The organism is Rhodocyclaceae bacterium, assembly GCA_020248265.1.
Classification (GTDB): Bacteria; Pseudomonadota; Gammaproteobacteria; order Burkholderiales; family CAIKXV01; genus CAIKXV01.
In genome coordinates this window covers 340,741-363,913 of record JADCHX010000004.1, presented here as the reverse complement: position 1 = coordinate 363,913, position 23,173 = coordinate 340,741, and the positions used below count along the sequence as shown (strand labels likewise).

The 23,173-nt window shown below is 65.1% G+C and carries 20 protein-coding genes, 1 tRNA gene and 1 pseudogene; 14 read left to right on the top strand and 8 right to left on the bottom strand.

Annotated elements, in window-relative coordinates; all coding sequences use genetic code 11:
* Positions 1-89: 89 nt before the first annotated feature.
* The 5 genes from rfbC to ING98_05410 form a co-directional block, all read right to left on the bottom strand.
* Positions 90-635, bottom strand: coding sequence for a dTDP-4-dehydrorhamnose 3,5-epimerase (gene rfbC, locus ING98_05430; protein MCA3101294.1), 546 nt, complete (start codon positions 633-635; stop codon positions 90-92).
* Positions 632-1,519 carry a glucose-1-phosphate thymidylyltransferase RfbA gene (rfbA, locus tag ING98_05425; protein ID MCA3101293.1) on the bottom strand — a complete coding sequence of 296 codons (888 nt, stop codon included), beginning with the start codon at positions 1,517-1,519 and terminating at the stop codon, positions 632-634. The genes rfbC and rfbA overlap by 4 nt, the downstream gene beginning before the upstream one ends.
* Positions 1,520-1,521: 2 nt before the next feature.
* Positions 1,522-2,433 carry a dTDP-4-dehydrorhamnose reductase gene (rfbD, locus tag ING98_05420; protein MCA3101292.1) on the bottom strand — a complete coding sequence of 304 codons (912 nt, stop codon included), beginning with the start codon at positions 2,431-2,433 and terminating at the stop codon, positions 1,522-1,524.
* Positions 2,430-3,500 (bottom strand): dTDP-glucose 4,6-dehydratase, encoded by a 1,071-nt coding sequence (gene rfbB, locus ING98_05415; GenBank protein MCA3101291.1) that lies wholly within the window; start codon positions 3,498-3,500, stop codon positions 2,430-2,432. Before rfbB ends, rfbD begins: the two co-directional genes overlap by 4 nt.
* A 409-nt stretch (positions 3,501-3,909) precedes the next feature.
* Entirely contained in the window at positions 3,910-4,038 is a 129-nt protein-coding gene (locus ING98_05410; GenBank protein ID MCA3101290.1) for a hypothetical protein, read from the bottom strand.
* A 23-nt stretch (positions 4,039-4,061) separates the two neighbouring features.
* Here ING98_05410 and ING98_05405 point away from each other — a divergent pair.
* Positions 4,062-4,283, top strand: a pseudogene (locus ING98_05405) (DUF2188 domain-containing protein).
* A 79-nt stretch (positions 4,284-4,362) separates the two neighbouring features.
* On the opposite strand, the gene ING98_05400 reads toward ING98_05405, so the two are convergent.
* Positions 4,363-4,438, bottom strand: a tRNA-Ala gene (locus tag ING98_05400).
* 162 nt (positions 4,439-4,600) lie between these two features.
* Here ING98_05400 and ING98_05395 point away from each other — a divergent pair.
* Complete coding sequence (locus ING98_05395; GenBank protein MCA3101289.1) at positions 4,601-5,365, top strand: SapC family protein; 765 nt, start codon at positions 4,601-4,603, stop codon at positions 5,363-5,365.
* A gap of 26 nt (positions 5,366-5,391) precedes the next feature.
* Here ING98_05395 and ING98_05390 read toward each other — a convergent pair whose 3' ends face one another.
* A complete protein-coding gene (locus tag ING98_05390) occupies positions 5,392-6,189 on the bottom strand; it encodes a prolipoprotein diacylglyceryl transferase (GenBank protein MCA3101288.1) in 798 nt (265 codons plus the stop codon).
* Between the two features lie 154 nt (positions 6,190-6,343).
* On the opposite strand from ING98_05390, the gene ilvD reads away from it, so the two are divergent.
* The 8 genes from ilvD (at position 6,344) to ING98_05350 (ending at position 14,709) form a co-directional block, all read left to right on the top strand.
* A complete protein-coding gene (gene ilvD, locus ING98_05385; protein MCA3101287.1) occupies positions 6,344-8,026 on the top strand; it encodes a dihydroxy-acid dehydratase in 1,683 nt (560 codons plus the stop codon).
* The gene (locus tag ING98_05380) at positions 8,023-9,105 is read left to right on the top strand and encodes a flagellar brake protein (GenBank protein ID MCA3101286.1); all 1,083 of its coding nucleotides are present in this window, start codon (positions 8,023-8,025) and stop codon (positions 9,103-9,105) included. Before ilvD ends, ING98_05380 begins: the two co-directional genes overlap by 4 nt.
* 140 nt (positions 9,106-9,245) lie before the next feature.
* On the top strand, positions 9,246-9,596 hold the full coding sequence (locus ING98_05375; GenBank protein ID MCA3101285.1) for a c-type cytochrome: 351 nt from the start codon (positions 9,246-9,248) through the stop codon (positions 9,594-9,596).
* 152 nt (positions 9,597-9,748) lie between these two features.
* A complete protein-coding gene (locus tag ING98_05370) occupies positions 9,749-11,044 on the top strand; it encodes a branched-chain amino acid ABC transporter substrate-binding protein (GenBank protein MCA3101284.1) in 1,296 nt (431 codons plus the stop codon).
* 84 nt (positions 11,045-11,128) lie between these two features.
* Complete coding sequence (locus ING98_05365) at positions 11,129-12,055, top strand: branched-chain amino acid ABC transporter permease (protein ID MCA3101283.1); 927 nt, start codon at positions 11,129-11,131, stop codon at positions 12,053-12,055.
* A 19-nt stretch (positions 12,056-12,074) separates the two neighbouring features.
* Complete coding sequence (locus ING98_05360) at positions 12,075-13,208, top strand: ABC transporter ATP-binding protein (GenBank protein ID MCA3101282.1); 1,134 nt, start codon at positions 12,075-12,077, stop codon at positions 13,206-13,208.
* Positions 13,205-14,005 (top strand): ABC transporter ATP-binding protein, encoded by an 801-nt coding sequence (locus ING98_05355; protein ID MCA3101281.1) that lies wholly within the window; start codon positions 13,205-13,207, stop codon positions 14,003-14,005. Before ING98_05360 ends, ING98_05355 begins: the two co-directional genes overlap by 4 nt.
* Positions 14,005-14,709, top strand: coding sequence for an ABC transporter ATP-binding protein (locus ING98_05350; protein MCA3101280.1), 705 nt, complete (start codon positions 14,005-14,007; stop codon positions 14,707-14,709). Before ING98_05355 ends, ING98_05350 begins: the two co-directional genes overlap by 1 nt.
* 27 nt (positions 14,710-14,736) lie before the next feature.
* Here ING98_05350 and ING98_05345 read toward each other — a convergent pair whose 3' ends face one another.
* Complete coding sequence (locus ING98_05345; protein ID MCA3101279.1) at positions 14,737-15,174, bottom strand: DedA family protein; 438 nt, start codon at positions 15,172-15,174, stop codon at positions 14,737-14,739.
* A 264-nt stretch (positions 15,175-15,438) separates the two neighbouring features.
* On the opposite strand from ING98_05345, the gene ING98_05340 reads away from it, so the two are divergent.
* From ING98_05340 to ING98_05325, 4 genes are all read left to right on the top strand, one after another.
* Positions 15,439-17,355 (top strand): hypothetical protein, encoded by a 1,917-nt coding sequence (locus ING98_05340; GenBank protein MCA3101278.1) that lies wholly within the window; start codon positions 15,439-15,441, stop codon positions 17,353-17,355.
* Between the two features lie 64 nt (positions 17,356-17,419).
* Complete coding sequence (locus ING98_05335; GenBank protein MCA3101277.1) at positions 17,420-19,375, top strand: protein kinase; 1,956 nt, start codon at positions 17,420-17,422, stop codon at positions 19,373-19,375.
* A gap of 71 nt (positions 19,376-19,446) precedes the next feature.
* On the top strand, positions 19,447-21,243 hold the full coding sequence (locus ING98_05330; GenBank protein ID MCA3101276.1) for a sensor histidine kinase: 1,797 nt from the start codon (positions 19,447-19,449) through the stop codon (positions 21,241-21,243).
* A complete protein-coding gene (locus ING98_05325) occupies positions 21,240-23,165 on the top strand; it encodes a protein kinase (GenBank protein ID MCA3101275.1) in 1,926 nt (641 codons plus the stop codon). The genes ING98_05330 and ING98_05325 overlap by 4 nt, the downstream gene beginning before the upstream one ends.
* Positions 23,166-23,173 lie beyond the last annotated feature (8 nt).

The window sequence follows — 23,173 nt, the reverse complement described above, 5'->3', positions numbered from 1 at the left end:
AGGATTCCACACTCCATCCTGAGCCGAGCGTTTTCTGCCCGAAGCCGTGACAGAAAACGAAATTTCGGGGGAGGCTCAACGCTCCAGCATCAATCGAAGACCTCAGCTTCGGTGAGCGTCAGCCCGCGCCTGTCCTTCTCCGACAACTGTGGGACGATACCTGCAGGCCACTCAATAGCAAGCGTCGAGTCATCCCACCTGATGCAGCGCTCAAGTTCCGGAACCCAATAATCAGTGGTCTTGTAGAGAAACTCCGCCACTTCGGATAAGACGACAAAACCGTGGGCGAAACCTTCCGGAACCCACAGCTGACGCTTGTTCTCCGCCGACAGAATCTCACCAACCCACTGGCCGAATGTGGGCGATGACTTGCGAATATCCACCGCCACATCGAATACTTCGCCCTGCACCACGCGCACCAGCTTGCCTTGCGGGCGCTGAATCTGAAAATGCAGCCCGCGCAGGACGTTGTTTACGCTGCGGCTATGGTTGTCCTGCACGAACCGTACGGATCTGCCGACGATACTTTCAAATTGTACTTGGTTAAAACTTTCAAAAAAGAAACCGCGCGTATCGCCAAACACTTTGGGTTCAACGACAAGCACATCGGGGATGGCAGTTGAGATGGCCCTCATGCTTTCACACCCTCTTTCAACAGGCGCTGGATGTATTGGCCATAGCCGCTTTTGGCAAGTGGCTGCGCCAGTTTTGCCAGTTGTTCAGCATCGATGAAGCCTTTACGAAAGGCGATTTCTTCCGGACACGCCACCTTCAGGCCCTGTCGGTGTTCAATGGTTTCGATGAAGTTACTGGCTTCGATCAGGCTCTCGTGGGTGCCGGTGTCGAGCCAGGCATACCCACGGCCCATGATTTCTACATCGAGTTGACCGCATTCGAGGTAGATGCGGTTGATGTCGGTAATCTCCAGCTCCCCACGGGACGATGGTTTAAGGCTGGCTGCGAGGTCAACGACCTGGTTGTCGTAGAAATACAGGCCAGTAACCGCATAGTTGCTCTTTGGGTTGGTGGGTTTCTCTTCCAGGCTGGTTGCTCGGCCTTGCGCGTCGAAGGTGACTACGCCGTAACGCTCGGGGTCTTGCACGTGGTAAGCAAACACCGTGGCACCCTGCTCGCGCTGCATGGCTTGTTCGAGCTGGATGTGCAGGTCATGACCATAGAAAATGTTGTCTCCTAGCACCAAGGCGCTGGAGGCATTGCCAATGAAGTCTTTGCCAATGATGAAGGCTTGGGCCAAGCCATCGGGGCTCGGCTGCACGGCATAGCTCAGGTTGAGGCCCCAGTCGCTGCCATCACCCAGCAGTTGCTCGAAGCGTGGAGTATCTTGTGGGGTGGAGATTATTAGAATGTCACCTATGCCCGCCAGCATCAGGGTGCTGAGCGGGTAATAGATCATCGGCTTGTCGTAAATAGGCAGCAGTTGCTTGGATACCACTTTTGTAACCGGGTAGAGCCGTGTGCCGGAACCACCGGCAAGTATGATGCCTTTGCGTTGTGCCATGATTATTTCTCAAGTATCTCGGTCAGCATGCGAGCAACGCCACTTTGCCAGTGAGGCAAATTCAGGCCAAAGGTTCTTCTCAAAAGGTTGGTATCCAGGCGCGAATTGTGCGGGCGACGCGCCGGGGTGGGATAGGCGGAAGTGGGAATCGGGTCCACACTGTCAGGTGTGGCCATCAGCGCCACGCCCGCTTTGTGCGCGGCCTCCAGCACGAAACGCGCATAGCCGTACCAAGAGGCGTGGCCCCCAGCGGCCACGTGATAGATCCCAGACGGATTCAAACAGTCGTGTCGCAGCGGGGGCAGCACATCGCGGATGGCATGGGCGGTCACATCGGCGAGCAAGTCAGCCCCGGTGGGTGCGCCGATTTGGTCGTCAATCACGGTCAGGCGCTCTCGCTGCCTGGCCAGACGTAGCATAGTCTTTGCAAAGTTGCCGCCGCGCGCAGCATAAACCCAACTGGTGCGAAAGATCAGATGCTGGCAGCCCGTATCCTGAATCAGTTGCTCGCCTTCCCACTTGGTTTTCCCATAAACACTCAGCGGCGCAGGTGTATCGGATTCTTTCCAGGGAGCGTCGCCGCTGCCGTCGAACACATAGTCGGTGCTGTAGTGCACCAACCAGGCGCCAAGTTGCTTAGCCTCCTGCGCCAGCACCTGCGGCGCCAGGGCGTTGAGGGTGCGAGCCAGATCGGGCTCACTTTCAGCCTTGTCCACAGCCGTATGGGCTGCGGCATTGACGATAACGTGGGGCTTCACGGCACGCACCGTGTCGGCCAGGCCCGTCAGGTTGCTGAAATCGCCACAACGCTCGGCGCTGTCAAAGTCCAGCGCCACCACTTCGCCCAGCATGTTCAAGGATCGCTGCAGTTCCCAGCCCACTTGGCCGCCTTTGCCGAACAGGAGAATCTTCATGCGGCGCGACCTGCGTAATTCTTTTCGACCCATTCGCGGTAGGTGCCGGATTGAACGTTGGCTACCCAGTCCTGGTTTTCCAAGTACCACAGCACCGTTTTGCGAATGCCGGTCTCGAAGGTTTCGACTGGCTTCCAGCCAAGTTCACGCTCTATCTTGCTGGCATCTATGGCGTATCGGCGGTCATGGCCAGGGCGATCAGCTACAAAGGTGATTTGCTCGCGGTAACTTCTTGCATCAACTCGGGGGCGTAACTCGTCAAGCAGGCCGCAAATGGTGTGGACGATGTCAAGGTTGGGTTTTTCGTTCCAGCCACCGATGTTATAGACCTCACCAATCTGGCCCGCATCCAGAACACGGCGAATAGCGCTGCAATGGTCTTTGACGTAGAGCCAGTCGCGGATCTGCTGTCCATCGCCGTACACGGGCAAGGGTTTGCCGGCGAGCGCATTCACGATCATCAACGGAATGAGCTTCTCCGGAAAGTGATACGGGCCGTAGTTGTTGGAGCAATTGGTGGTGAGTACCGGCAGGCCGTAGGTGTGGTGGTATGCACGAACCAGATGGTCGCTGGCCGCTTTGCTCGCCGAATACGGACTATTGGGTTCGTAGCGATGAATTTCGGTAAAGGCGGGATCGCCATTGGCGAGCGAGCCGTAAACTTCATCAGTGGAAACGTGCAAGAAGCGAAAGTTTTGGAGGGTAGAACCTTGCAGGCCTTCCCAGTAGGCGCGCACCGCTTCTAGCAAATGAAAAGTGCCGACGATGTTGGTCTGAATGAATTCGCCGGGGCCGTGGATACTGCGGTCGACATGGCTTTCGGCCGCAAAATTGATTATGGCGCGGGGTTGGTACTGGGCGAGCAGTTTCGCAACCAGCGCTGAATCACCAATATCTCCCTGTACAAAGACATGGCGTTTGTCACCATCGAGGCTTTGCAGGTTTTCGATGTTTCCTGCATAGGTAAGCTTGTCGAGGTTGATGACGGGCTCATCTGAACTTGCAATCCAGTCGAGCACGAAATTGCTGCCAATAAAGCCAGCCCCGCCTGTGACCAGAATACTCATTTGCGATCTCCGGTTTGCAGAGCACACAAGATGGCTACCGCGCTCTGTGCGTTCGCATCAGAACCAGAGTCATTACTTGCCAAGCACGTCAGGCCTATGCCAGTCGTTACCTTATTGAGTTGATTCATCAACCCGCCTCCACCTGTGAAACCCCCGCTCGCTACGCCCGGACAGCCATCAAAGGCGCCCGATCACGGGGGAGGGGAGGGTACATCGCAGCCTCCCGAAAAGACCGCAAACACCCTGCTATTGCTTCGAAATTGGCAAAAAAATTATAACCTCCGGCCCCTACCATTGACAATTTTTTGTGGGCCACGGATATGCTCGTACGAACGACAAAGAACCCCGCCTTCACCCGCTGCCCGAGAAGGGAAACGGATGAAGGCAGGGTCTATCGCGGCACGCCGCGCTACTTGTTGCCAACCACCGACAGCAAGATCACGCCGTAGATCACATGCAGGAAGGTGGGGCGGGCGCGGCTGGTCCATGGGTCACCTGAGGCGACTTCGGCGAGGATGGCCGAGAGGCTTACCCGCATTTCCTGCAGTGCCTGAGTCGCGGATGTCGCGCGCGGCGTCCGGTCCAGGTGCCAGCCAGCAGTTCCTGCCCCGCGACCTCAGGGGCGGTGACCACATCCGGGTTGAACAATGTGGCCAGACTGCCCGGAGGGACACCTCGCATGACCGCACCCAGTCCGAGGCCGAACGTACCGCCCGCTACATCGCCATCAACCAGCGCAGCGAAGTGCGGATCCATGGCGAGGATGGTCGTTATGGCGCACGCAGAATCGACGGAAACCACGCACAGCTTGGGGGAGGCCCATATGCAAAAAGCCCAACAGACAAGAGTTGGACTTCGAATATGGTGGAGACGAGGAGGATCGAACTCCCGACCTTCGCATTGCGAACGCGACGCTCTCCCAGCTGAGCTACGTCCCCACGGGCCAGAATGGGTGAAGGGAGCCTCAAAAACAGGCTTCCTTGTTTCCAGCGCCTTGAATTATGCCTGAAACCCGCGCCACCGTGAATCGGTATCCGCACCACCAGTCCGTATAATCTGGCTCCCGGGGTGCCATGCCCTCCCCTGAACCTCGACCGCCCATGCAGATCACCCCGCCCTTCGCCTACCCCGAAATCGACACCCTGAAGAAGACCGACCGCGTGGTATTGCCCAAGCCCGGCAATACGCCAGCCTTCTGCCACGACCTGCACGTCATCCCGGTTTCGTACACCGAGATCCCGGTCGCGCAGCGCGACTACCCGATCGTCTTCGTCTCGGCCGACAACGGAGCGACCTTCATGACGATGGCGATCCTCGGCCTGAAGGCGAAGCAGAATCTGTTCGTGTCGCCGCTGGGCTGGGACCCGTCGGCATACCTGCCTGCCTATGTCCGGCGCTATCCGTTCTGCATGGCCAAGGTGACGGTGGACAACGCGCAGCGCGACGAGCGCGTGGTGTGCGTGGCGAAGCGCGCGGTGGTGCCGAACGGCGACGCGCTGTTCGACACGACCGGCACCGCGACCGCCGAATGGCAGGCGCTCGAAAAACTGCTGCAGGAGTACGAGACCGACCTGGTGCGCAGTGAAGAGTTGTGCAAGCTCGTCGCCGGTCTGGGGTTGCTCGAGCCGTTCAACATGCAGGCCTCGCTCTCGACTGGCGCCACCCTGCAGCTCACCGGCATGTATCGCGTGAACGAGAACAAGCTGAACGAACTGGACCCGGAAAAGCTGATCGAACTCGCCCGCAAGGGCGTGCTCGCACGCCTCTACTCGCACCTGCTGTCTCTGGAAAACTTCCGACGGCTGTCCGACCGGGCCGCCGCGATGGAACCCACGGCAGCCCCGGCGGCCAGCTCGCTGCAGTGACTCGTGCCGGCCGGGCGCCGGTCTGACTAAGGCTTGGCCGGTTCGCCGGGCCGGCGCATTGCCACCGCGACCATCGCGATGCCCACGGCTGCCATCGGCAGGCTGAGCCACTGTCCCATGGTCAGCCCGAAGCCGAGCGTGCCGAGGAACGCATCGGGCTCGCGCGCGAACTCGGCAAGGAACCGGAACAGCGCATAGCCGGCGAGGAACATGCCGGACACCAGGCCGCACGGCTGCGGCTTGCGCGACAGCCACGCCAGCACTGCATACAGCGCCACGCCCTCCAGCGCGAACTGGTAGAGCTGCGACGGATGGCGCGCCAGATGGTCGACATGCGGGAAAACCATCCCCCACGGCACGTCGGTCGGACGCCCCCACAACTCGCCGTTGATGAAGTTGCCCATCCGGCCTGCGGCCAGGCCCAGCGGCACCAGCGGCGCGACGAAATCGGTGACCTGCAGCCAGCGCATGCCGATCGATCGGGCATACAGCCAGGTTGCCACCAGCACGCCGCACAGGCCGCCATGAAACGACATGCCGCCCTGCCACACGTAGAGAACGCTGATCGGGTCGGCCAGATACTCGCCCGGCTTGTAGAACAGGATGTAACCGAGCCGACCACCGAGCACCACGCCCAGCACGCCGTAGAAGAGCAGATCGTCGACCTGCGACGGCGCGATGCCCCAGCGCGGCTCGGCCTTCGCCCGCTGCTTGCCCAGGCCGAGGAACAGCCCGAACGCGAGCAGGTACATCAGCCCGTACCAGCGGATTGCAAGGGGGCCGACCTGAATGGCGATCGGGTCGAAATCCGGAAAGACGAACATGCAGCGATGGTATCCCACCGCCATCGCCACTGCCGACGCGGATGCTGCGCCGGGGTACTACGCGCATGCCGGCACCGAGGTACGCGCTGCTATCATCCGGCCTCATGCACGCACCTGGCCGTGCAGCACGCAACAGCGAAAGAGGACTACCCCGATGGCTGAGAACTGGCGCTCGAAACTGATCACCGCGGGCGTCGCCCGCAGCCCGAACCGCGCGATGCTGCGCGCGGTGGGCTTCGGCGATGGCGACTTCACCAAGCCGATCGTCGGCGTGGCCAACACCCATTCAACGCTCAACCCCTGCAACGCCGGCATCCAGCCGCTGGTCGACCGCGGCATCGCGGCGCTGAAGAAGTCGGGTGCGATGCCGCAGATGTTCGGCGTGCCGACCATCACCGACGGCATCGGCATGGGCACCGACGGCATGAAGTATTCGCTGGTGTCGCGCGAGGTGATCGCCGACGCCATCGAGTGTTCGGTCAACGGCCAGATGATGGACGGAGTGATCACCTTCGGCGGCTGCGACAAGAACATGCCCGGCTGCATGATCGCGATGGCGCGCATCAACGTGCCTGGCATCTTCGTCTATGCCGGCACGATCAAGCCGGGCCGCTGGAAGGGACAGGACCTCACCATCGTGTCCGCCTTCGAGGCGGTCGGTGCTTTCACTGCCGGCAAGATGTCCGAGGAAGACTTCGTCGGCATCGAGAAGAATGCCTGTCCGTCGGTCGGCGCCTGTGGCGGCATGTACACCGCGAACACCATGTCCTCCTCGTTCGAGGCCATGGGCATGAGCCTGCTCGGCTCCTCGCAGATGTCCTCGCCCGACCCCGAGAAGGCCGATTCGGCAGCGCTGTCGGCCGAGGTGCTGGTGCAGGCGATCGGGAAGAACCTGCGCCCGCGCGACATCATCACCCGCAAGTCGATCGAGAACGCGGTCGCGCTGATCATGGCCACCGGCGGATCGACCAATGCCGTGCTGCACTTCCTGGCCATTGCCTCGGCGGCAGACGTGGAATGGACGATCGACGATTTCGAGCGGGTACGCCGGCGCGTGCCGGTGCTGTGCGACCTGAAGCCGTCGGGCAAGTACGTGGCTGCCGACTTCCACCGCGCCGGCGGCGTGCCGGTCGTGCTGAAGATGCTGCTCGACCGCGGCCTGCTGCACGGCGACTGCATGACCATCACCGGCCGCACGATGGCCGAAGAACTGGCCCTGCACCCGACCACCCGCCGCGAAGACCAGGACGTGATCCGTCCCTGGGACAACCCGATGTACGACGAGGGCCACCTGGCCATCCTCAAGGGCAACCTGTCGCCCGAGGGCTGCGTGGCGAAGGTCACCGGCCTGAAACAGCGGCACATCACCGGTCCGGCCCGCGTGTTCGACTCCGAGAACCAGGCGATGGAAGCCATCATGGCGCGCCGGATCGTCGCTGGCGACATCCTGGTGATCCGCTACGAAGGCCCGAAGGGCGGCCCCGGCATGCAGGAAATGCTGGCCCCGACCGCGGCGCTGATCGGCCAGGAACTCGGCGACTCGGTCGGCCTGATCACCGACGGCCGGTTCTCCGGCGGCACCTGGGGCATGGTGGTCGGCCACATCTCGCCCGAGGCTCAGGTTGGCGGCCCGATCGCATTCGTCGAGGAAGGCGATTCGATCACCATCGACGCGGACAAGCTCCTGATCCAGATCAACGTCGATGACGCGGAAATCGCCCGTCGCAAGGCCGCCTGGACGGCGCCGCCGCTGCGCTTCAATCGCGGACTGATGGGCAAGTTCACCCGCCAGGTATCCACCGCCAGCAAGGGCGCGGTCACCGACCTGTTCGAATGACCGGGCCGGTCCTGCGCCACCCGGCCATTCCGGGCGGCGCAGGACCGCGGGCAGGCGCGCCTAAAGTTAACGCAGCGTGCCGCCGTTATCCGGATACTGAAGAAACGCCGGACCTGCTTCACATGCCCCTTCAACCACTGCGCAAGGACGATTTGCAGATCGGGAAACCGATCCCGTACTCGGTCTATGACAAGGACCGGGTGCTGCTGCTCGGCCACGGCTGCGTGATCGAATCCGATACGGTTCTGGGCATGCTGCGCGAGCAGGGCATGTTCAGCGACGACTCGAAGCCGAAGAGCAAAGGCGGGCTGCTGTACCAACCGTCCGTGATTGGGGCGAGAGTGGCTGTCGCCGAGGTGGCGGAGCGGCGAGGTCCGGTCGCCGAAGACCTTCCGGTTGCCATCGCCGCCGCCGAAATGGGCGACGAAACGCTGATCCCGTTCCTCGAGACCACGCTGCGGATGGGCGATCCGCTGCAGCTGCGCTTCGATGATGGCACCACAGACCGCTACCCGGTCCGCCTGATCGGCGCGGTGGACAAGCGCAGCCTGCTGGTAAGTCATCCGACCATCGATGGCCGGATGATCTACGTGAAAGACGGCCAGCCGGTAACGGTCAAGGCGATGCGCGGCAAGTTCGCCTACAGCTTCGATGTGTCGGTGCTGAAGTGCCAGCTCGCACCTTATCCTTACCTGCACCTGACGTATCCCAACCAGGTGCTGTGCACGTCGGTCCGGAAGGCCCACCGGATCACGCTCAATGCGGTAGCTTCGGTCGGTCGGGCCGGGCGGCGTACGCGGGTCGCCTGCAACATGAAGGACCTCAGCATCGCCGGGATGCTGGTGCACATCCCGCGCGATCTCGCCGTCGTCGGCACTCAGGTCGAAGTGGCATTCCGCCTGCAGATCAGCGGTGAACCAGCCACCTTCGATGTGCCGGGCGTCATCCGGAACGTCCGGGACGCGGAGGATACCGCCAGCCAGTATCGGGCCTGCGGGCTCGAGTTCGCGGAACTGGTACGGGCGCAACGTAACTCGCTGCAGTTGTTCATCTATGAGCGGATGCTGAGCGAAACCTGACTCGCATGTATGCCTCGCACACCGACCGCCCCGTCAACGTGCGCACGGGCCAGGCGTTATTGATTGGCCACGACGCTGGCAACCCCGCCGACAACGCCGCGTCGGATATACTTTCGCAGGTTTCATTCAGGAGAATTCAAATGAAGAACTGGGTTGGTTCAGTCGCGGTCGCCGCGATGCTGTCTGCCGGTGCGGTGTCCGGCGTGTTTGCGCAGGCCAAGGCCGCGCCAGCAAGTGCCGCTTCCGGCAAGGATCTGCTCGCCAAGAGTGGCTGCCTGGCCTGCCATGCTGCGGACAAGAAAGTCGTCGGCCCGTCCTACATTGACGTCGCGAACAAGTACCGCAGTGTCAAGGGGGCCGAAGACAAGATCACCGCCCATGTGCTCAATGGCGGCGGCGGCGTCTGGGGCCAGATCGCCATGCCTCCCCACAAGCACATTCCCGAGGCAGACATTCGCTCGATGGTGCGCTTCATTCTCGCGACCAAGTAGGCCGCGCAGCACCCGCAGCACCTTGAAGCCGGCCCAGCGCCGGCTTTTTCTCGGGCGAACGCGCCCCCTGCAGGACAGTTTCCCTTTTCTGTGCGGTCTCGCGGAACGATAATCGGGCGTCTGCCCCCCGGTCCCGCCTCCAGGAGAAAAAGATGGTCCACCTGTTCCACCGGGCGACCCGCGCGCTCGCACTGGCTGCCACCGCCGCACTGATCATCGCGGGCTGCAGCAAGGAAGAACCGCCGAAACCCGTCGCCGAAGCACCGAAGCCACCCGCCGAGGTAACCGTGATGATCGGGGTATCCGCCCCGCTGACCGGTCCGCAGGCGCACCTGGGCAAGGACGTCGAGAACGGTGCCCGGCTGGCGATCGAGGAGGCCAATGCCGCCAACATCATCATCGGCGGCACCCGCATCAAGTTCGAGCTGGTCCCTGAGGACGACGAAGCCTCCGGCACCAAGGCCACGGTGGTCGCACAGTCGTTCGTCGACAAGAAGGTGGTCGCGGTGGTCGGGCACATGAACTCCGGGGCCAGCATCCCGGCCTCGCGCATCTACAGCGACGCCGGCATTCCACAGGTATCGCCATCGGCCACGGCGGTTGCCTACACGGCTCAGGGCTTCAAGACCACCTACCGGGTGATCGCGAACGATCTGCAGCAGGGCAAGGTGCTCGGCGAGTACGCAGTGAGGCAACTGGCTGGCAAGCGCATCGCGATCATCGACGACCGCACGGCGTACGGGCAGGGTATCGCCGACGAGTTCGAGAAGGCCGTGACGGCGGCTGGCGGCACCATCGTCGGGCGCGAATACACCAGCGACAAGGCGACCGATTTCCGCGCCATACTGACCACGCTGCGCGGCAAGAAGCCCGACGTCCTGTTCTTCGGCGGCATGGACGCCCAGTTCGGGCCGATGGCCGAGCAGGTCCGCACGCTGAAACTCGGCGTACAGTTGCTCGGTGGAGACGGCGCGCAGAGTGCCCAGTTCATCAAGCTGGCCGGCGCTGCCGCGCAAGGCGTGATCGCCTCCTCGCCCGGCCTGCCGATCGACAGGATGCCTGGCGGAGAACAGTTCACCACGAGGTTCAAGGCGAAGTTCGGCGAGATACAGATCTACGCGCCATTCGCCTATGACGCCACCTGGACCATCATCGATGCGATGAAGGCAACCAACTCGATCGAACCGGGCAGGATCCTCGAGGCATTGTCGAAGATCGACCGTCGGGGCGTCACCGGCAACATCGCCTTCGATGAGAAGGGCGACATCAAGGCCGGTGGTGTCACGATGTATGTGGTCAAGGGCGACGGATGGACGGCCATCGAGACCATCGGCGGCATGGCGCCGGCTGCGGCTGCAGCCTCCGCCCCGGGCGGAGCCACCGCACCCGCCAGCCCTGTACCGGCACCGGCACCGGCACCGGCAGCCCCGGCCAGCGCCGTCAAGTAGCCTCCCGGGCATCTTCCCGCCGCCATCGGCGCACGGACAGCAGGCCGTGTCGCCGGTGGCGTTTTCATTAGCGGAGCCGTAGCGATCGACATCTTCGTCCAGCAACTGATCAACGGCATCGTGCTCGGCAGCATCTATGCGCTCGTCGCGCTCGGCTACACGATGGTCTACGGCATCCTGGGCCTGATCAACTTCGCGCACGGCGAAGTGGTGATGATCGGCGCGATGGTCGCGATCTCGGTGATCGTGGCGATCGGAACCGGCAGCGGACTGCCAGCGTCAGCGGTCGTGATTGCCGGCATCGCCGTCGCGATACCGGCCTGCATGCTGCTCGGCGCACTGCTTGAGCGAGTTGCCTACCGGCCCCTGCGCGACGCGCCGCGGCTCACCGCGCTGATCACTGCGATCGGCATGTCGATCGTGCTGCAGAACGTGGCGATGATCGTCTGGGGCCGACAGTACATCTCGTTTCCGCCGCTGCTGCCCAACGAGCCGCATGCACTGCTCGGCGCGACGGTGACGGGTACGCAGGTGCTCATCGTCGCGCTGACGGTGGTACTGATGGGCGCGCTGCTCCTGCTGGTACACCGCACCCGCCTCGGCCGCGCGATGCGCGCCACGTCCCAGAGTCCGGCACTGGCCGGGCTGATGGGCGTGAACGTCGACCGCATCATCATGTTCACCTTCATGATCGGCTCGGCGCTGGCCGCGGTGGCTGGCGTGATGATCGCGGGCTATTACGGCCAGGCGCACTATCACATGGGCTTCATGCTCGGCCTGAAGGCTTTCACCGCGGCGGTGCTGGGCGGCATCGGCAACGTCTCCGGCGCCATGCTGGGCGGCCTCGCGCTCGGGGTGATCGAGAGTCTCGGCGCCGGCTACATCGGAGCGTTGACCGGTGGCTTCCTGGGCAGCCACTACCAGGACGTTTTCGCATTCGCGGTGCTGATCCTGGTACTGGTCTTCCGGCCCTCCGGCCTGCTCGGCGAACGGGTGGCCGAGCGTGCCTAGGCTGCCGACCCAGGCGGCGATGCCGGGCGCCGCCGGCCGCTCGCCGCTGGCGCAGGGTGTACTTCTCGCGCTGGCTGCTGCCGCCCTGCTGCTCGCGCCGTTCCTGGTCGATGCGCTGCTCGGCCGCGCCTGGGTCCGCGTGCTCGATCTGGTCATGCTCTACACGATGCTCGCACTCGGCCTGAACATCGTGGTCGGCTTCGCAGGCCTGCTCGACCTCGGCTACATCGCGTTCTTCGCCGTCGGAGCCTACCTGTATGCGTTGTGCGCCTCCCCGCACTTCGGCCTGCACCTGCCGTTCTGGCTGCTGCTGCCTGCGGCCGCGCTGTTGGCCGGGCTGTTCGGCATGCTGCTCGGCGCGCCGACGCTGAAGCTGCGTGGCGATTACCTGGCGATCGTCACGCTGGGCTTCGGCGAGATCATCCGCATCTTTCTCAACAACATGAATGCGCCGTTCAACCTCACCAACGGTCCGCAGGGCATCAAGATGATCCGGCCGATCGATCTCGCGGGGGTGTCGATGGCCAAGGCACATGAGATCGGCCCGCTGTCGATCCCGTCCCTGTACAACTACTACTATCTGTTCCTCGTTCTCACGCTGCTGGTGGTGTTCGTGTCGGCGCGGTTGCAGCACTCGCGCGTGGGCCGCGCCTGGATCGCCATCCGCGAGGACGAAGCCGCCGCCCGGGCGTCCGGCGTGAACACCCGCAACCTGAAGCTGCTCGCGTTCGCGATGGGCGCCAGCTTCGGCGGCATCGCCGGCAGCCTGTACGCCAGCTTCCAGGGTTTCGTCAGCCCGGAGAGCTTCGGCCTGATGGAATCGATCATGGTGCTCTGCATGGTGGTGCTCGGGGGCATGGGACACATCCGGGGCGTGGTGCTGGGCGCCGCACTGCTGGTGACGCTGCCCGAGGCCCTGCGCTACATCGGTCCGCTCCAGCGCTGGCTGTTCGGGCAGGTGCACATCGAACCGTCCGACCTGCGGCTGCTGCTGTTCGGCGTGGCGCTGGTGGTGGTGATGCGCTGGCGGCCGGCGGGGCTCTGGCCCTCGGCAATCCGGCGCCGCGAGTTCGCGGCGGCACGGGCTGCCGCAGGCGACGCGGCCACCAGCCACCGCACCGGCGCCAGCGCCGGCTGGAGATCCGCACCGTGACCGCAGGGCCGGCGCCCCTGCTCGAGGTGCAGGGCCTCAGCAAGGCCTTCGGCGGCGTGCAGGCACTGTCCGGCGTGTCGCTCGAGGTCGCCCGCGGATCGATCTATGGGCTGATCGGGCCCAACGGCGCCGGCAAGACGACGCTGTTCAACGTGATCACCGGCTTCATCGTGCCCGATGCGGGCACCTGCACCCTGGACGGGCGGCAGCTGACCGGCGAGCCAGTGCACCGGGTGGTGCAACTGGGTGTTGCACGCACGTTCCAGAACATCCGGCTGTTCCACCAGATGAGCGCACTCGAGAACGTGATGGTCGGCATGCACGCGCGCAGCACGGCTGGCGCGCTCGGCGCGGTGCTTCGCACGCGCCGGGTACGCGAGGAAGAAGCCCGCCTGGAAGCCACGGCGCATGCGCTCCTGGAGCGCGTATCGGTCGCGGCCCATGCGGACAAGCCTGCGGGCAGCCTGCCCTACGGCCTGCAGCGGCGGCTCGAGATCGCGCGCGCGCTCGCCTCGGCACCGAAGCTGATCGCACTCGACGAACCGGCTGCCGGGATGAATGCTTCGGAAACCGCCTCGCTGCGCGAACTGATCGACGCGCTGCGCGAGGACGGCACGACGGTCCTGCTGATCGAACACGATGTGCGGCTCGTGATGGGCCTCTGCGACCGCGTGGCGGTACTCGATCACGGCCAGCTCATTGCCGAGGGCGTCCCGGCCACCGTGCAGTCCGACCCCGCAGTGATCGAGGCCTACCTCGGCGCGCCGACGGCGCCCTTGGCGGCGGCAGTGCGCTGATGCTCGCCGTCCGGTCGCTGCAGCTCGGCTACGGCGCAATCGTCGCGGTGCGCGGCATCGACCTCGACGTCGGCACGGGCGAACTGGTGGCGGTGATCGGAGCCAATGGCGCCGGCAAGACCACCAGCCTGAAAGGGATCGCGGGCGTACTGCCAGCGCTGGCGGGCAGCATCCTGTTCGACGGTGACGACATCACCCGGATGCCGGTGCACGAGCGCGTGCGCCGCGGCATGCACCTGGTCCCCGAGGGACGCGGCATCTTCGCCAGGCTGACAGTCGCCGAGAACCTCGACATGGGCGCCTACCTGCGGCGCGATGCCGCCGGCGTGCGTGCAGACCTCGCGCGCGGCTACGCGCTGTTCCCGCGGCTGGCGGAACGCAGGCGGCAGCTGGCCGGGACCCTCTCCGGCGGCGAGCAGCAGATGCTGGCCATCGCGCGTGCCCTGATGGGACGGCCGCGGCTGCTGCTGCTCGACGAGCCCAGCATGGGGCTGGCACCGCTGGTCACGCGGTTGATCTTCGACACGATCCGCTTGATATCGGCAGAGCGCGTGTCGATCCTCCTGATCGAACAGAACGCGCGGGCGGCCCTCGAACTGGCGGCGCGGGCCTATGTACTCGAGGGCGGAACGGTCACGCTGGCCGGGCCATCGGCGACGTTGCTGTCGAGCGACGCGGTCCGCCGAGCCTACCTCGGGGAATGATGCGCCCACCAGGGGCCCGGCCGGCGATCAAGACAGTGCCGCAGTGCCGAACGCCAGCAGCAGATAGCGTCCGCCCTTGGCGAGCGTGACCAGCAGCAGGAAACTGGGCAGCGGTTCGCGCAGCACGCCGGCAATGACCGTCAGGGGATCCCCGATGATCGGCACCCAGCTGAGCAGCAGCGACCACCGTCCATGGCGCCGGTACCAGCCGGCGGCTCGGTCGAGAGACTGCGGACTGGCCGGGAACCAGCGGCGCCCCCGGAAACGCTCGATACCACGGCCAAGCCACCAGTTGACGACCGATCCCAGCACGTTGCCCGTAGTTGCGACCAGCAACAGCAGCCACGCGGGTTGCTGGCCAGCCAGCAACAAGCTGACCAGGACCGCCTCGGACTGCATCGGCAGCACCGTGGCGGCGACCAGGGCGGACAGGAACAACAGGCTCAGGACGGTGGGATCGTTCATCGGCGGGCCCCGCTCCAGAAGGAGGCGCTGGACGAGACTTTCCATGTAGCCTAAGCTACTTGCCGCTGATTCCTGAAGAAGTTTCGGCATTGACGAATTCCCCCGGGTCCGCGTCGCGCGGCCAGCAGCCGAATTGCCCCGCTGCCCGGCGCTGCTTTCTCAAGTACGGGCGGCGCGATCCGTTAGGTACAGATACCTCAGAGAGGTTCGCTACCCGTGTTTCGATTCGCCCTTCGCACCGCAAAGCCAGGCACCGGATCTCCGGTGAATCGGCTCGCGCCTCCGATCCGCGGCTGGTGGCGCATCGGTGCGGCCGTGCTGGCGACGGTGCTGCTGCTCGGCGCCCTCGCCTTCGTGTACTGGAAGACGCGGCCGCTCGACGAGCGCGCGGTGGTCGAGATCAGCGGCCAGTTGCGCGCCTTGAAAGAACTCGAGGCGCGCTGGGACGCCCTCCTCCTGCGCTCTGCGACCGATGCCGAGCGCGGTTACGAATCGGCGGTGAACCTCGTACCGATGGTCGGCAAGACGCTGCGCGCGCTGCAGCAGTCGAGCACCAGACTGCCTTCCTCAACGCTGCAGGAGCAGCTTCCCGACATGATCGGCGCGTTCCAGGAAAAGAACGCAGTGACGGTGCGCTTCCTGTCCGAGTCGAACTTCGTCACCAGCAGCCTGCCGGAGGCGCAGCAGTGGTTCGTCGAATACCTCTCGGCTCTGCGGGCCACGCGCCGGGTCGACGAAGCGACCCGGCAGGCGCTGCTGAACCTCGACCGCGTGGCCACGCAGGCGGCTGCCGACCTCGGCGCCTTCGCGATCGACGGCTCCGCTGAGCGTGCGGGTTCGATCAACGCCGCACTGACCGTGATCGACGAGGCTCGGCCCGACTACACGACGGCCCGACTCACCGGCGCACGCGAAGCCCTCGTCAAGCTGGGTCGTGACGTGGTGAGTCGCAAGCTGTTGTCGGCCGAACTGTTCCAGGTGATCTCGGAATCGACCGCCGGCCAGGAACTCGACGCGGTCATCACCGGCTTCGAGACCGAGTTGCGGGCTGCGGCCGCGGAACAGCAGCGCTACCGCACGGCGCTGATCTGGTATGCAGCCGCCCTGCTCGCCCTGCTGGCTTACTTCGGCTGGCGGCTGGCGCAGAGCTACCGGTTACTGAACCAGGTCAACGATGACCTGAAGGACATCAACGAGTCGCTCGACCGGCGCGTGACTGCGCGGACCGCGGAGTTGTCCAACGCGCTGGCGGAACTGCAACAGTCAGAAACGCAGCTGATCCAGTCCGAGAAGATGTCCTCGCTGGGGCAGATGGTCGCTGGCGTCGCGCATGAGATCAACACCCCCCTGGCTTACGTGAAGAACAACCTGGGCATGGTAGACGACCGCCTCGGCACGATCGTGGACCTCGTCGAGCATTTCGACCAGTTGCTGCGCATGCTGCAGTCGACCGACACTCCCGAACACCAGCTGCGCGACCAGTTCGCGCGGGTAGACCGCGACCTCGAAGCCATGCGCAACCGCAACACCCTGGGCGAGCTGGCGCTGCTGGTGCAGGACGGCCTGCACGGCATCGACCGGATCGCGGAGATCGTGCTCAACCTGAAGGATTTCAGCCGCCTCGACCGGTTGAAGGTGCAGGTGTTCGACGTGAACCAGGGACTGGAGAGTACGCTGCTGCTCGCCCGCCACCTGCTGAAGGGCGTCGAGGTACGCAAGGTATTCGGGACGCTGCCGCCAGTGCTGTGCGCGGCGTCCCAGGTGAACCAGGTGTTCCTGAATCTGGTCACCAACGCCGCGCAGGCGATCGAGGAGCGCGGCCCCGGCGCCGGCCTGATCACGCTGACCACCAAGGCGGTCGGGCACAGTGTGTTGATCGAGGTGCGCGACAACGGCAAGGGCATACCGCCCGACGTGCTGCCGCGGATCTTCGACCCGTTCTTCACCACCAAAGACACCGGCAAGGGTACCGGCCTCGGATTGTCGATCTCTTTCAAGATCATCGACCAGCACAGGGGAAAGATCCTCGTGCACTCCCGCCCTGGCGAAGGCACCGCGTTCACCGTGCTCCTGCCCGCGAGCCAGTCTGCGGCCAGCGTCGAGGACGATGACGCGCCGGCACCGGCGGCGACCGAGGCGAGCAGCGCCCCGACCATGCCCGCGGCGCTGTCCGCGCCGTGAACGGTCCGCAACACACCATCCACCGCTTCCAACTCCGTCCCTTTTCGACCCAGGTTCGACCCAGATGAGTGCCATCGGCCCGCTACCCGCCACCATCGGCAAGTTCGAAGTGCACGGCATTCTCGGCCGGGGCGGCATGGGGACCGTCTACTCGGCCTTCGACTCCACGATCCAGCGGCCGGTCGCGATCAAGGCGCTGATCAAGCGCGCGCTCGATCCCGAGCAGGCGATGAGCATCCTCGAACGCTTCAAGCGCGAGGCCCAGGCGGCCGGTCGGCTGATGCACCCGAACATCGTGCAGGTCTACGACTACGGCGAGAGCCAGGAAGTGGCCTTCATCGCGATGGAGCTCGTTGCCGGCAAGACGCTGCACCAGCGGCTGCTCGAGCGGCGCCGCTACGGCCTCAGGCAGATCGGCTCCATCGTCGAGCAGCTGCTGTCGGCGCTAGAGTATGCACACCAGAACGGCGTGATCCACCAGGACATCAAGCCGGCGAACATCCTGCTGACCAACGACGGCAGGATCAAGGTCACCGATTTCGGCATCGCCCATGTCGAATCGACGCGCATGATCGTGAACAAAGAGCCGCTGGGCACGCCGCATTTCATGGCGCCCGAGCTGATCAACGGCGACACCGCCACTCCGTCGAGCGATGTCTATTCCGCGGGTACGGTCGCCTACGAACTGCTCACCGGCCAGCGCGCCTTTTCGGGCAGCACGGCGTTCGTGATGCGCCAGGTGATGGACCCCGACGTCAATGTCGCCCCTCCGTCGATGGTAGACCCGCGCATCTCGGCCGATCTGGACGCAGCGGTCCTCAAGGCGCTGGCGAAGCGGCAGGCCGAGCGCTTCCAGAACGCAGCGGAGTTCCGGCTCGCATTCCAGCGGGGCATCGAGTCGACGCTGCGCGTGGTCGGGGACGTGGTCGAGCCTGCACCGCTCAGCGACAGGGCCACGCGCAATCTGGCGGCTGCAGCACGCCTGCTGCGCGACGCGACCAGTGACGGACGCATGGCATCGGCGCCGCAGCGCGACAGCCCGACCACCACCAGGACGTCGGGCGTGCCCGTTTCCTCGGCGCACAAGCCGCGGCTGCTGGTGGTGGACGACGAGGAGCGCATCCTCAATTCGCTGAAGGCATTGTTCAGGGACGATTTCCACGTGTTCGCGACGAGCAATTGCGACCATGCCCTGCGCTTCGTCGAGAAGTTCCACATGCATGCGATCATCAGCGACCAGCGGATGCCCGAGATGCTGGGCGTCGAGCTTCTGCGCCGGGCGAAGATCACCTCGCCGACGTCGATGCGGCTGCTGCTCACCGGCTACTCCGACCTGAACGCGATCGTCGGCTCGATCAACGAGGGCGAGATCTTCCGTTTCATCAACAAGCCGTGGAACAACCGGGACCTCAAGCAGATCGTGCGCGAAGCCGTCGAGATCGGCCTCACGGTGGGCGAGCGGCGGGTGATGCGGGTGAACACGGCATTGCGCCAGGAGATGGCGGTGCTGGTGGTGGATCCCAGCTACGAGCTGCTGCGTTCGGTCAAGGAAATGCTGGTGGGCGTATGCCAGATCCGGCATGCGATCGACGCCGACTCCGCGATGGACCAGATCGACCAGCACCCGGTGACCATCGTGCTGATGGATGTCGAGTACACCGGTGCGGAGGGCATCGCGCTGCTGAAGACCCTCAAGCAGGAAAAACCCGGGATTCTCTCGATCGTGGTGACCAGCGCATCCGATTCGGAGCTGATGATCGAGCTGATCAACCAGGCGCAGATCTTCCGCTTCCTGAGCAAACCAGTGAACCAGCAGCTCATCCGTTCGCACCTGCTGGCTGCCCTCGAACGGGCCCAACTGCTGCGCGAATCGCCGGAACTGGTCCAGATGTACCGGCCGGCCCCGATGGCACGGCAGTCGGCGCTACCGGATGCCGGACTGCCGGCAGTGCCGGATGCCGGACTGCCGGCAGTGCCGGAAGCCGGTCTGCCGGCGATCTCGATACCGGCCGCATCGTGACCAGGCTCGAGTGAGGGTATCGGCGACGGTGGAGGGGACGTAGGACGATCGGTGCGTGCCGGATTCTTCAAATGACCGTCCACAAGCATGATCGTGCATCCGTGCCGGCCTGGCGCGCGGCGCTGTATGCGCTGGTCACCCTCGCGCTGGTCGCCGCCGCGGCGTGGCTCGCCTGGAACACGCGCCAGACCGACGACGGCGCGCGCGTCGAAGCCGCAGGCAAGCTGCAGTTGCTGAACGAACTGGCCGCGCGCTGGGACCTCGCTGTGGCTCGCGCGAAAACCGAACCGGCGCAGGCGCTCCAGGCCGACGCCAACATCGTTCCCTCGATCCGGCGCGCGATGTCCGACCTGCATGCCCTCGCCGCCACTACCGGCAGCCCGGCCCTCGCGGCGAACCTTCCCGGCGTCGACGCCGCGATCGCGGATCGCATCGCACTGGCCGCATCGATCAGCCGCACCGCGGCCAGCCTGGGCGAGGCCTTGTCGTCGGCCGTCGCGAACAGCGTAACCCGTGCCACCGCCGACGCCGGCGCGGGCCAGGGCGCTCTGCGCCCGCCAGAGGCCGCGGCTGCCGAACTGCTGGCGTTCTGGGGTGACGCGGGAGTCCGGCGCCGGCCGCAGGTCGAGGCGGCGCTCGCGCGGCTGCCGGCCGACTCCGCCATGCTGGAGCCGGCGCGCGCGGTACTCGACGGCAAGTCGCGGCTCGAATCGGCGCTCGAACGCTTCGCGCTGTCGACGGCGGGCCCGCGACTGGGCGCGATGACCACCGCGTTCTCGGCCGAGGTCCAGGCCACCATCCAGCGCCAGCAGCTGTTCCGTACCTATCTGCTGTTCTACTCTGCTGCCCTTCTCGTGCTGCTGGGCTGGATCGCATCGCGGCTGTTGGCGAGCTACCGAGTGATCGCGCGCATCAACGACGCCCTGCACGCGGCCAACGAAAATCTCGAGGGCAAGGTAGAACAGCGCACGCGCGAACTGTCGGACGCGCTGGCCCACCTCAAGGATTCGGAGGCGCAGCTGATCCAGTCCGAAAAAATGTCTTCGCTTGGTCAGATGGTGGCCGGCGTCGCCCACGAGATCAACACCCCGATCGCCTACGTCAAGAACAGCCTCGGCTCGGTCGATGGACAGCTCGACGCGATCGGCCGCATGATCCGGGAGTGCGAAAAGCTGCTGGCGATGCTCGACACGGGCGACACCCCTGACGCGATGCTCGACCTGCAGCTCGCGCAACTGTCCGCCGCGGCGCGCGGGCTCGGCGGCAGCACGGCGGTCGCCGAAATGGGCGCACTGGTGAAAGATGGCCTGTACGGCGTCGACCAGATCGGCCAGATCGTCACCCACCTGCGCGACTTCAGCCGTCTCGACCGCGGCAAGGTACATCGCTTCGATATCCACGAAGGCATCGAGAGCACGCTGCGGCTGGCGCAGCACCTGCTCAAGGGGGTGCGCATCGAGCGCCGGTTCGGGACGGACGGCCACCTGGTCGGTTCGCCATCTCAGCTGAACCAGGTGCTGCTCAACCTGATCACCAATGCCGCACAGGCGATCGGCCCGGGCGGCGGTACCGTCACGCTCGCCACCGGCGGCGATGAACGGGAACTGATACTGGAGGTCATCGACACCGGTGCCGGCATCCCGCCCGAGGTGCTGCCCAGAATATTCGATCCGTTCTTCACCACCAAGGGCGTGGGCCAGGGCACCGGTCTCGGGCTTTCGATCTGCTACAAGATCATCGCCCAGCACGGTGGCCGGATCGACGTGGCGTCTCGCCCGGGGCTGGGCACCACGTTCGGTATCCGGCTGCCGCGCGCCGGCGCGCAGTCCATGGCCGACGACGCGATCGCCCAGGCGACCCCGGCATGATGCTTCCGGATCGCATCGGGAAGTACCGGGTGGACGCAGTCATCGGGCGCGGCGGCATGGGCCTCGTCTACCGCGGCTTCGACACCGCGATCGAGCGTGCCGTGGCGATCAAGGCTATCAGCCGGACATCGCTGCCGTTCGACGAGCAGGCGGCCACGCTCGACCGCTTCCGGCGCGAGGCGCAGGCAGCCGGACGACTGGTCCACCCGAACATCGTGCAGGTCTTCGAATACGGCGAGGACGGCGACACCGCGTTCATCGCGATGGAGCTGGTAGAAGGCTGTTCGCTGCACCAGGAACTCGCGGCACGGCGCCGGTTCACGCTGCGCGAGGTCGCGCGCATCATGGCCGAACTGCTCGATGCGCTTGCGCACTCCCACGCGCAGGGGGTAGTGCACCGGGACATCAAGCCGGCGAACATCCTGCTCAACGCCGACGGCCGCGTGAAGATCACCGACTTCGGCATCGCCCGCATCGAGTCGTCCAACCTGACCCAGAGCGGACAGATGTTCGGCACGCCGTACTACATGGCCCCCGAGCAGTTCCTCGGCCAGCAGGCCGGGCCGGCGGCCGACCTGTATGCAGCAGGCGTGATCGCCTACGAGCTGCTCACCAGCATCCGACCGTACAGCGGTGGTACGCCGCAGATCATGCGCCAGGTGCTCGACCTCGAGACACTGCCGATCCCTCCCTCGCGCCTGAATGCAAACGCGTCGGTCACGCTCGACGAGGCTGTGCTGACCGCGCTGGCCAAGCCGATCGAATACCGTTTCGCCAGCGCCGCGGAGTTCGGCACGCTGTTCGCGCAGGGCATCGTGGACAGCCTCGCGCTGACCGGGGATGCCACGCTCGGCGACGCCCTGCCGGGGCTGGCCATGGGCATGCCGATGGCAGGGCTGGCTGGCGCAGGCGGCCGGCTGGCCGCCCTGCGGCGCCAGCACACCGTACCGCCGGGTGGCACGTTCCCCGGCGGGCGCAGTGCCGCGCGGCCGATCTCTTCGGCGCACAAGCCACGGCTCCTGGTGGTGGACGACGAGGAGCGTATCCTGAGCGCGCTGAAGTCGGTGTTCCGCACCGACTACCACGTATTCGCAACCAGTGATTGCGAGCGCGCACTAGCGTTTATTGCCAAGTATCGCGTGAATGCCATCGTCAGCGACCAGCGCATGCCGGGCATGACCGGCGTCGAGCTGTTGCGTCGCGCGAAGGAGATCGCGCCTGGTTCGATGCGCATCCTGCTGACTGGCTATGCCGACCTCGCGGCGATCGTCGGCTCCATCAACGACGGCGAGATCTACCGTTTCGTCGCGAAGCCCTGGGACAACAACGAACTGCGCTCGATCGTGCGCGAGGCGGTCGCGGTGTCGATCGAACTGGCCGACCTTGCGCCCCCGCCGTCGGTACGGATGCAGCCCGACCGGGCCCTCCTGGTCGTCGACGAGAACGGCGAACTGTACCGTTCCACGCGCGAACTGATGGCCGACGTCGCGCCCGTACGGCAGGCGAGCGGCACGGAAGCCGCGCTTGGCGAGCTGGCTGCAGGCGACATCGCGGTCGTGCTGTTCGACATCGATGCCGGCAATCCCTCGGACAACGCGAACCTGATCAAGACGCTGAAGCAGGACCACCCGCAACTGCTGACGCTGGTCGTCACCGAGGCATCCGATTCGGAACTGATGATCGGCCTGATCAACGAGGCACAGATCTTCCGCTTCATCAACAAGCCGGTAGCACTGAAGAGCCTGCGCGGGCACCTGATCGCTGCGGTGGAGCGTGCGCAGCAGTTCGAGCAGGCCCCGCTGCTGGTCCGGCGCCAGGCACCTGAACCGTCCGCGGCACCGAGGCTGGCATTGCCGGGCCACTGGCTCGAGCACGTCCGCGCACTCGGCGAACGCCTGGGGCTGCAGCGGCGCAGGTCCTGACGCCGGCG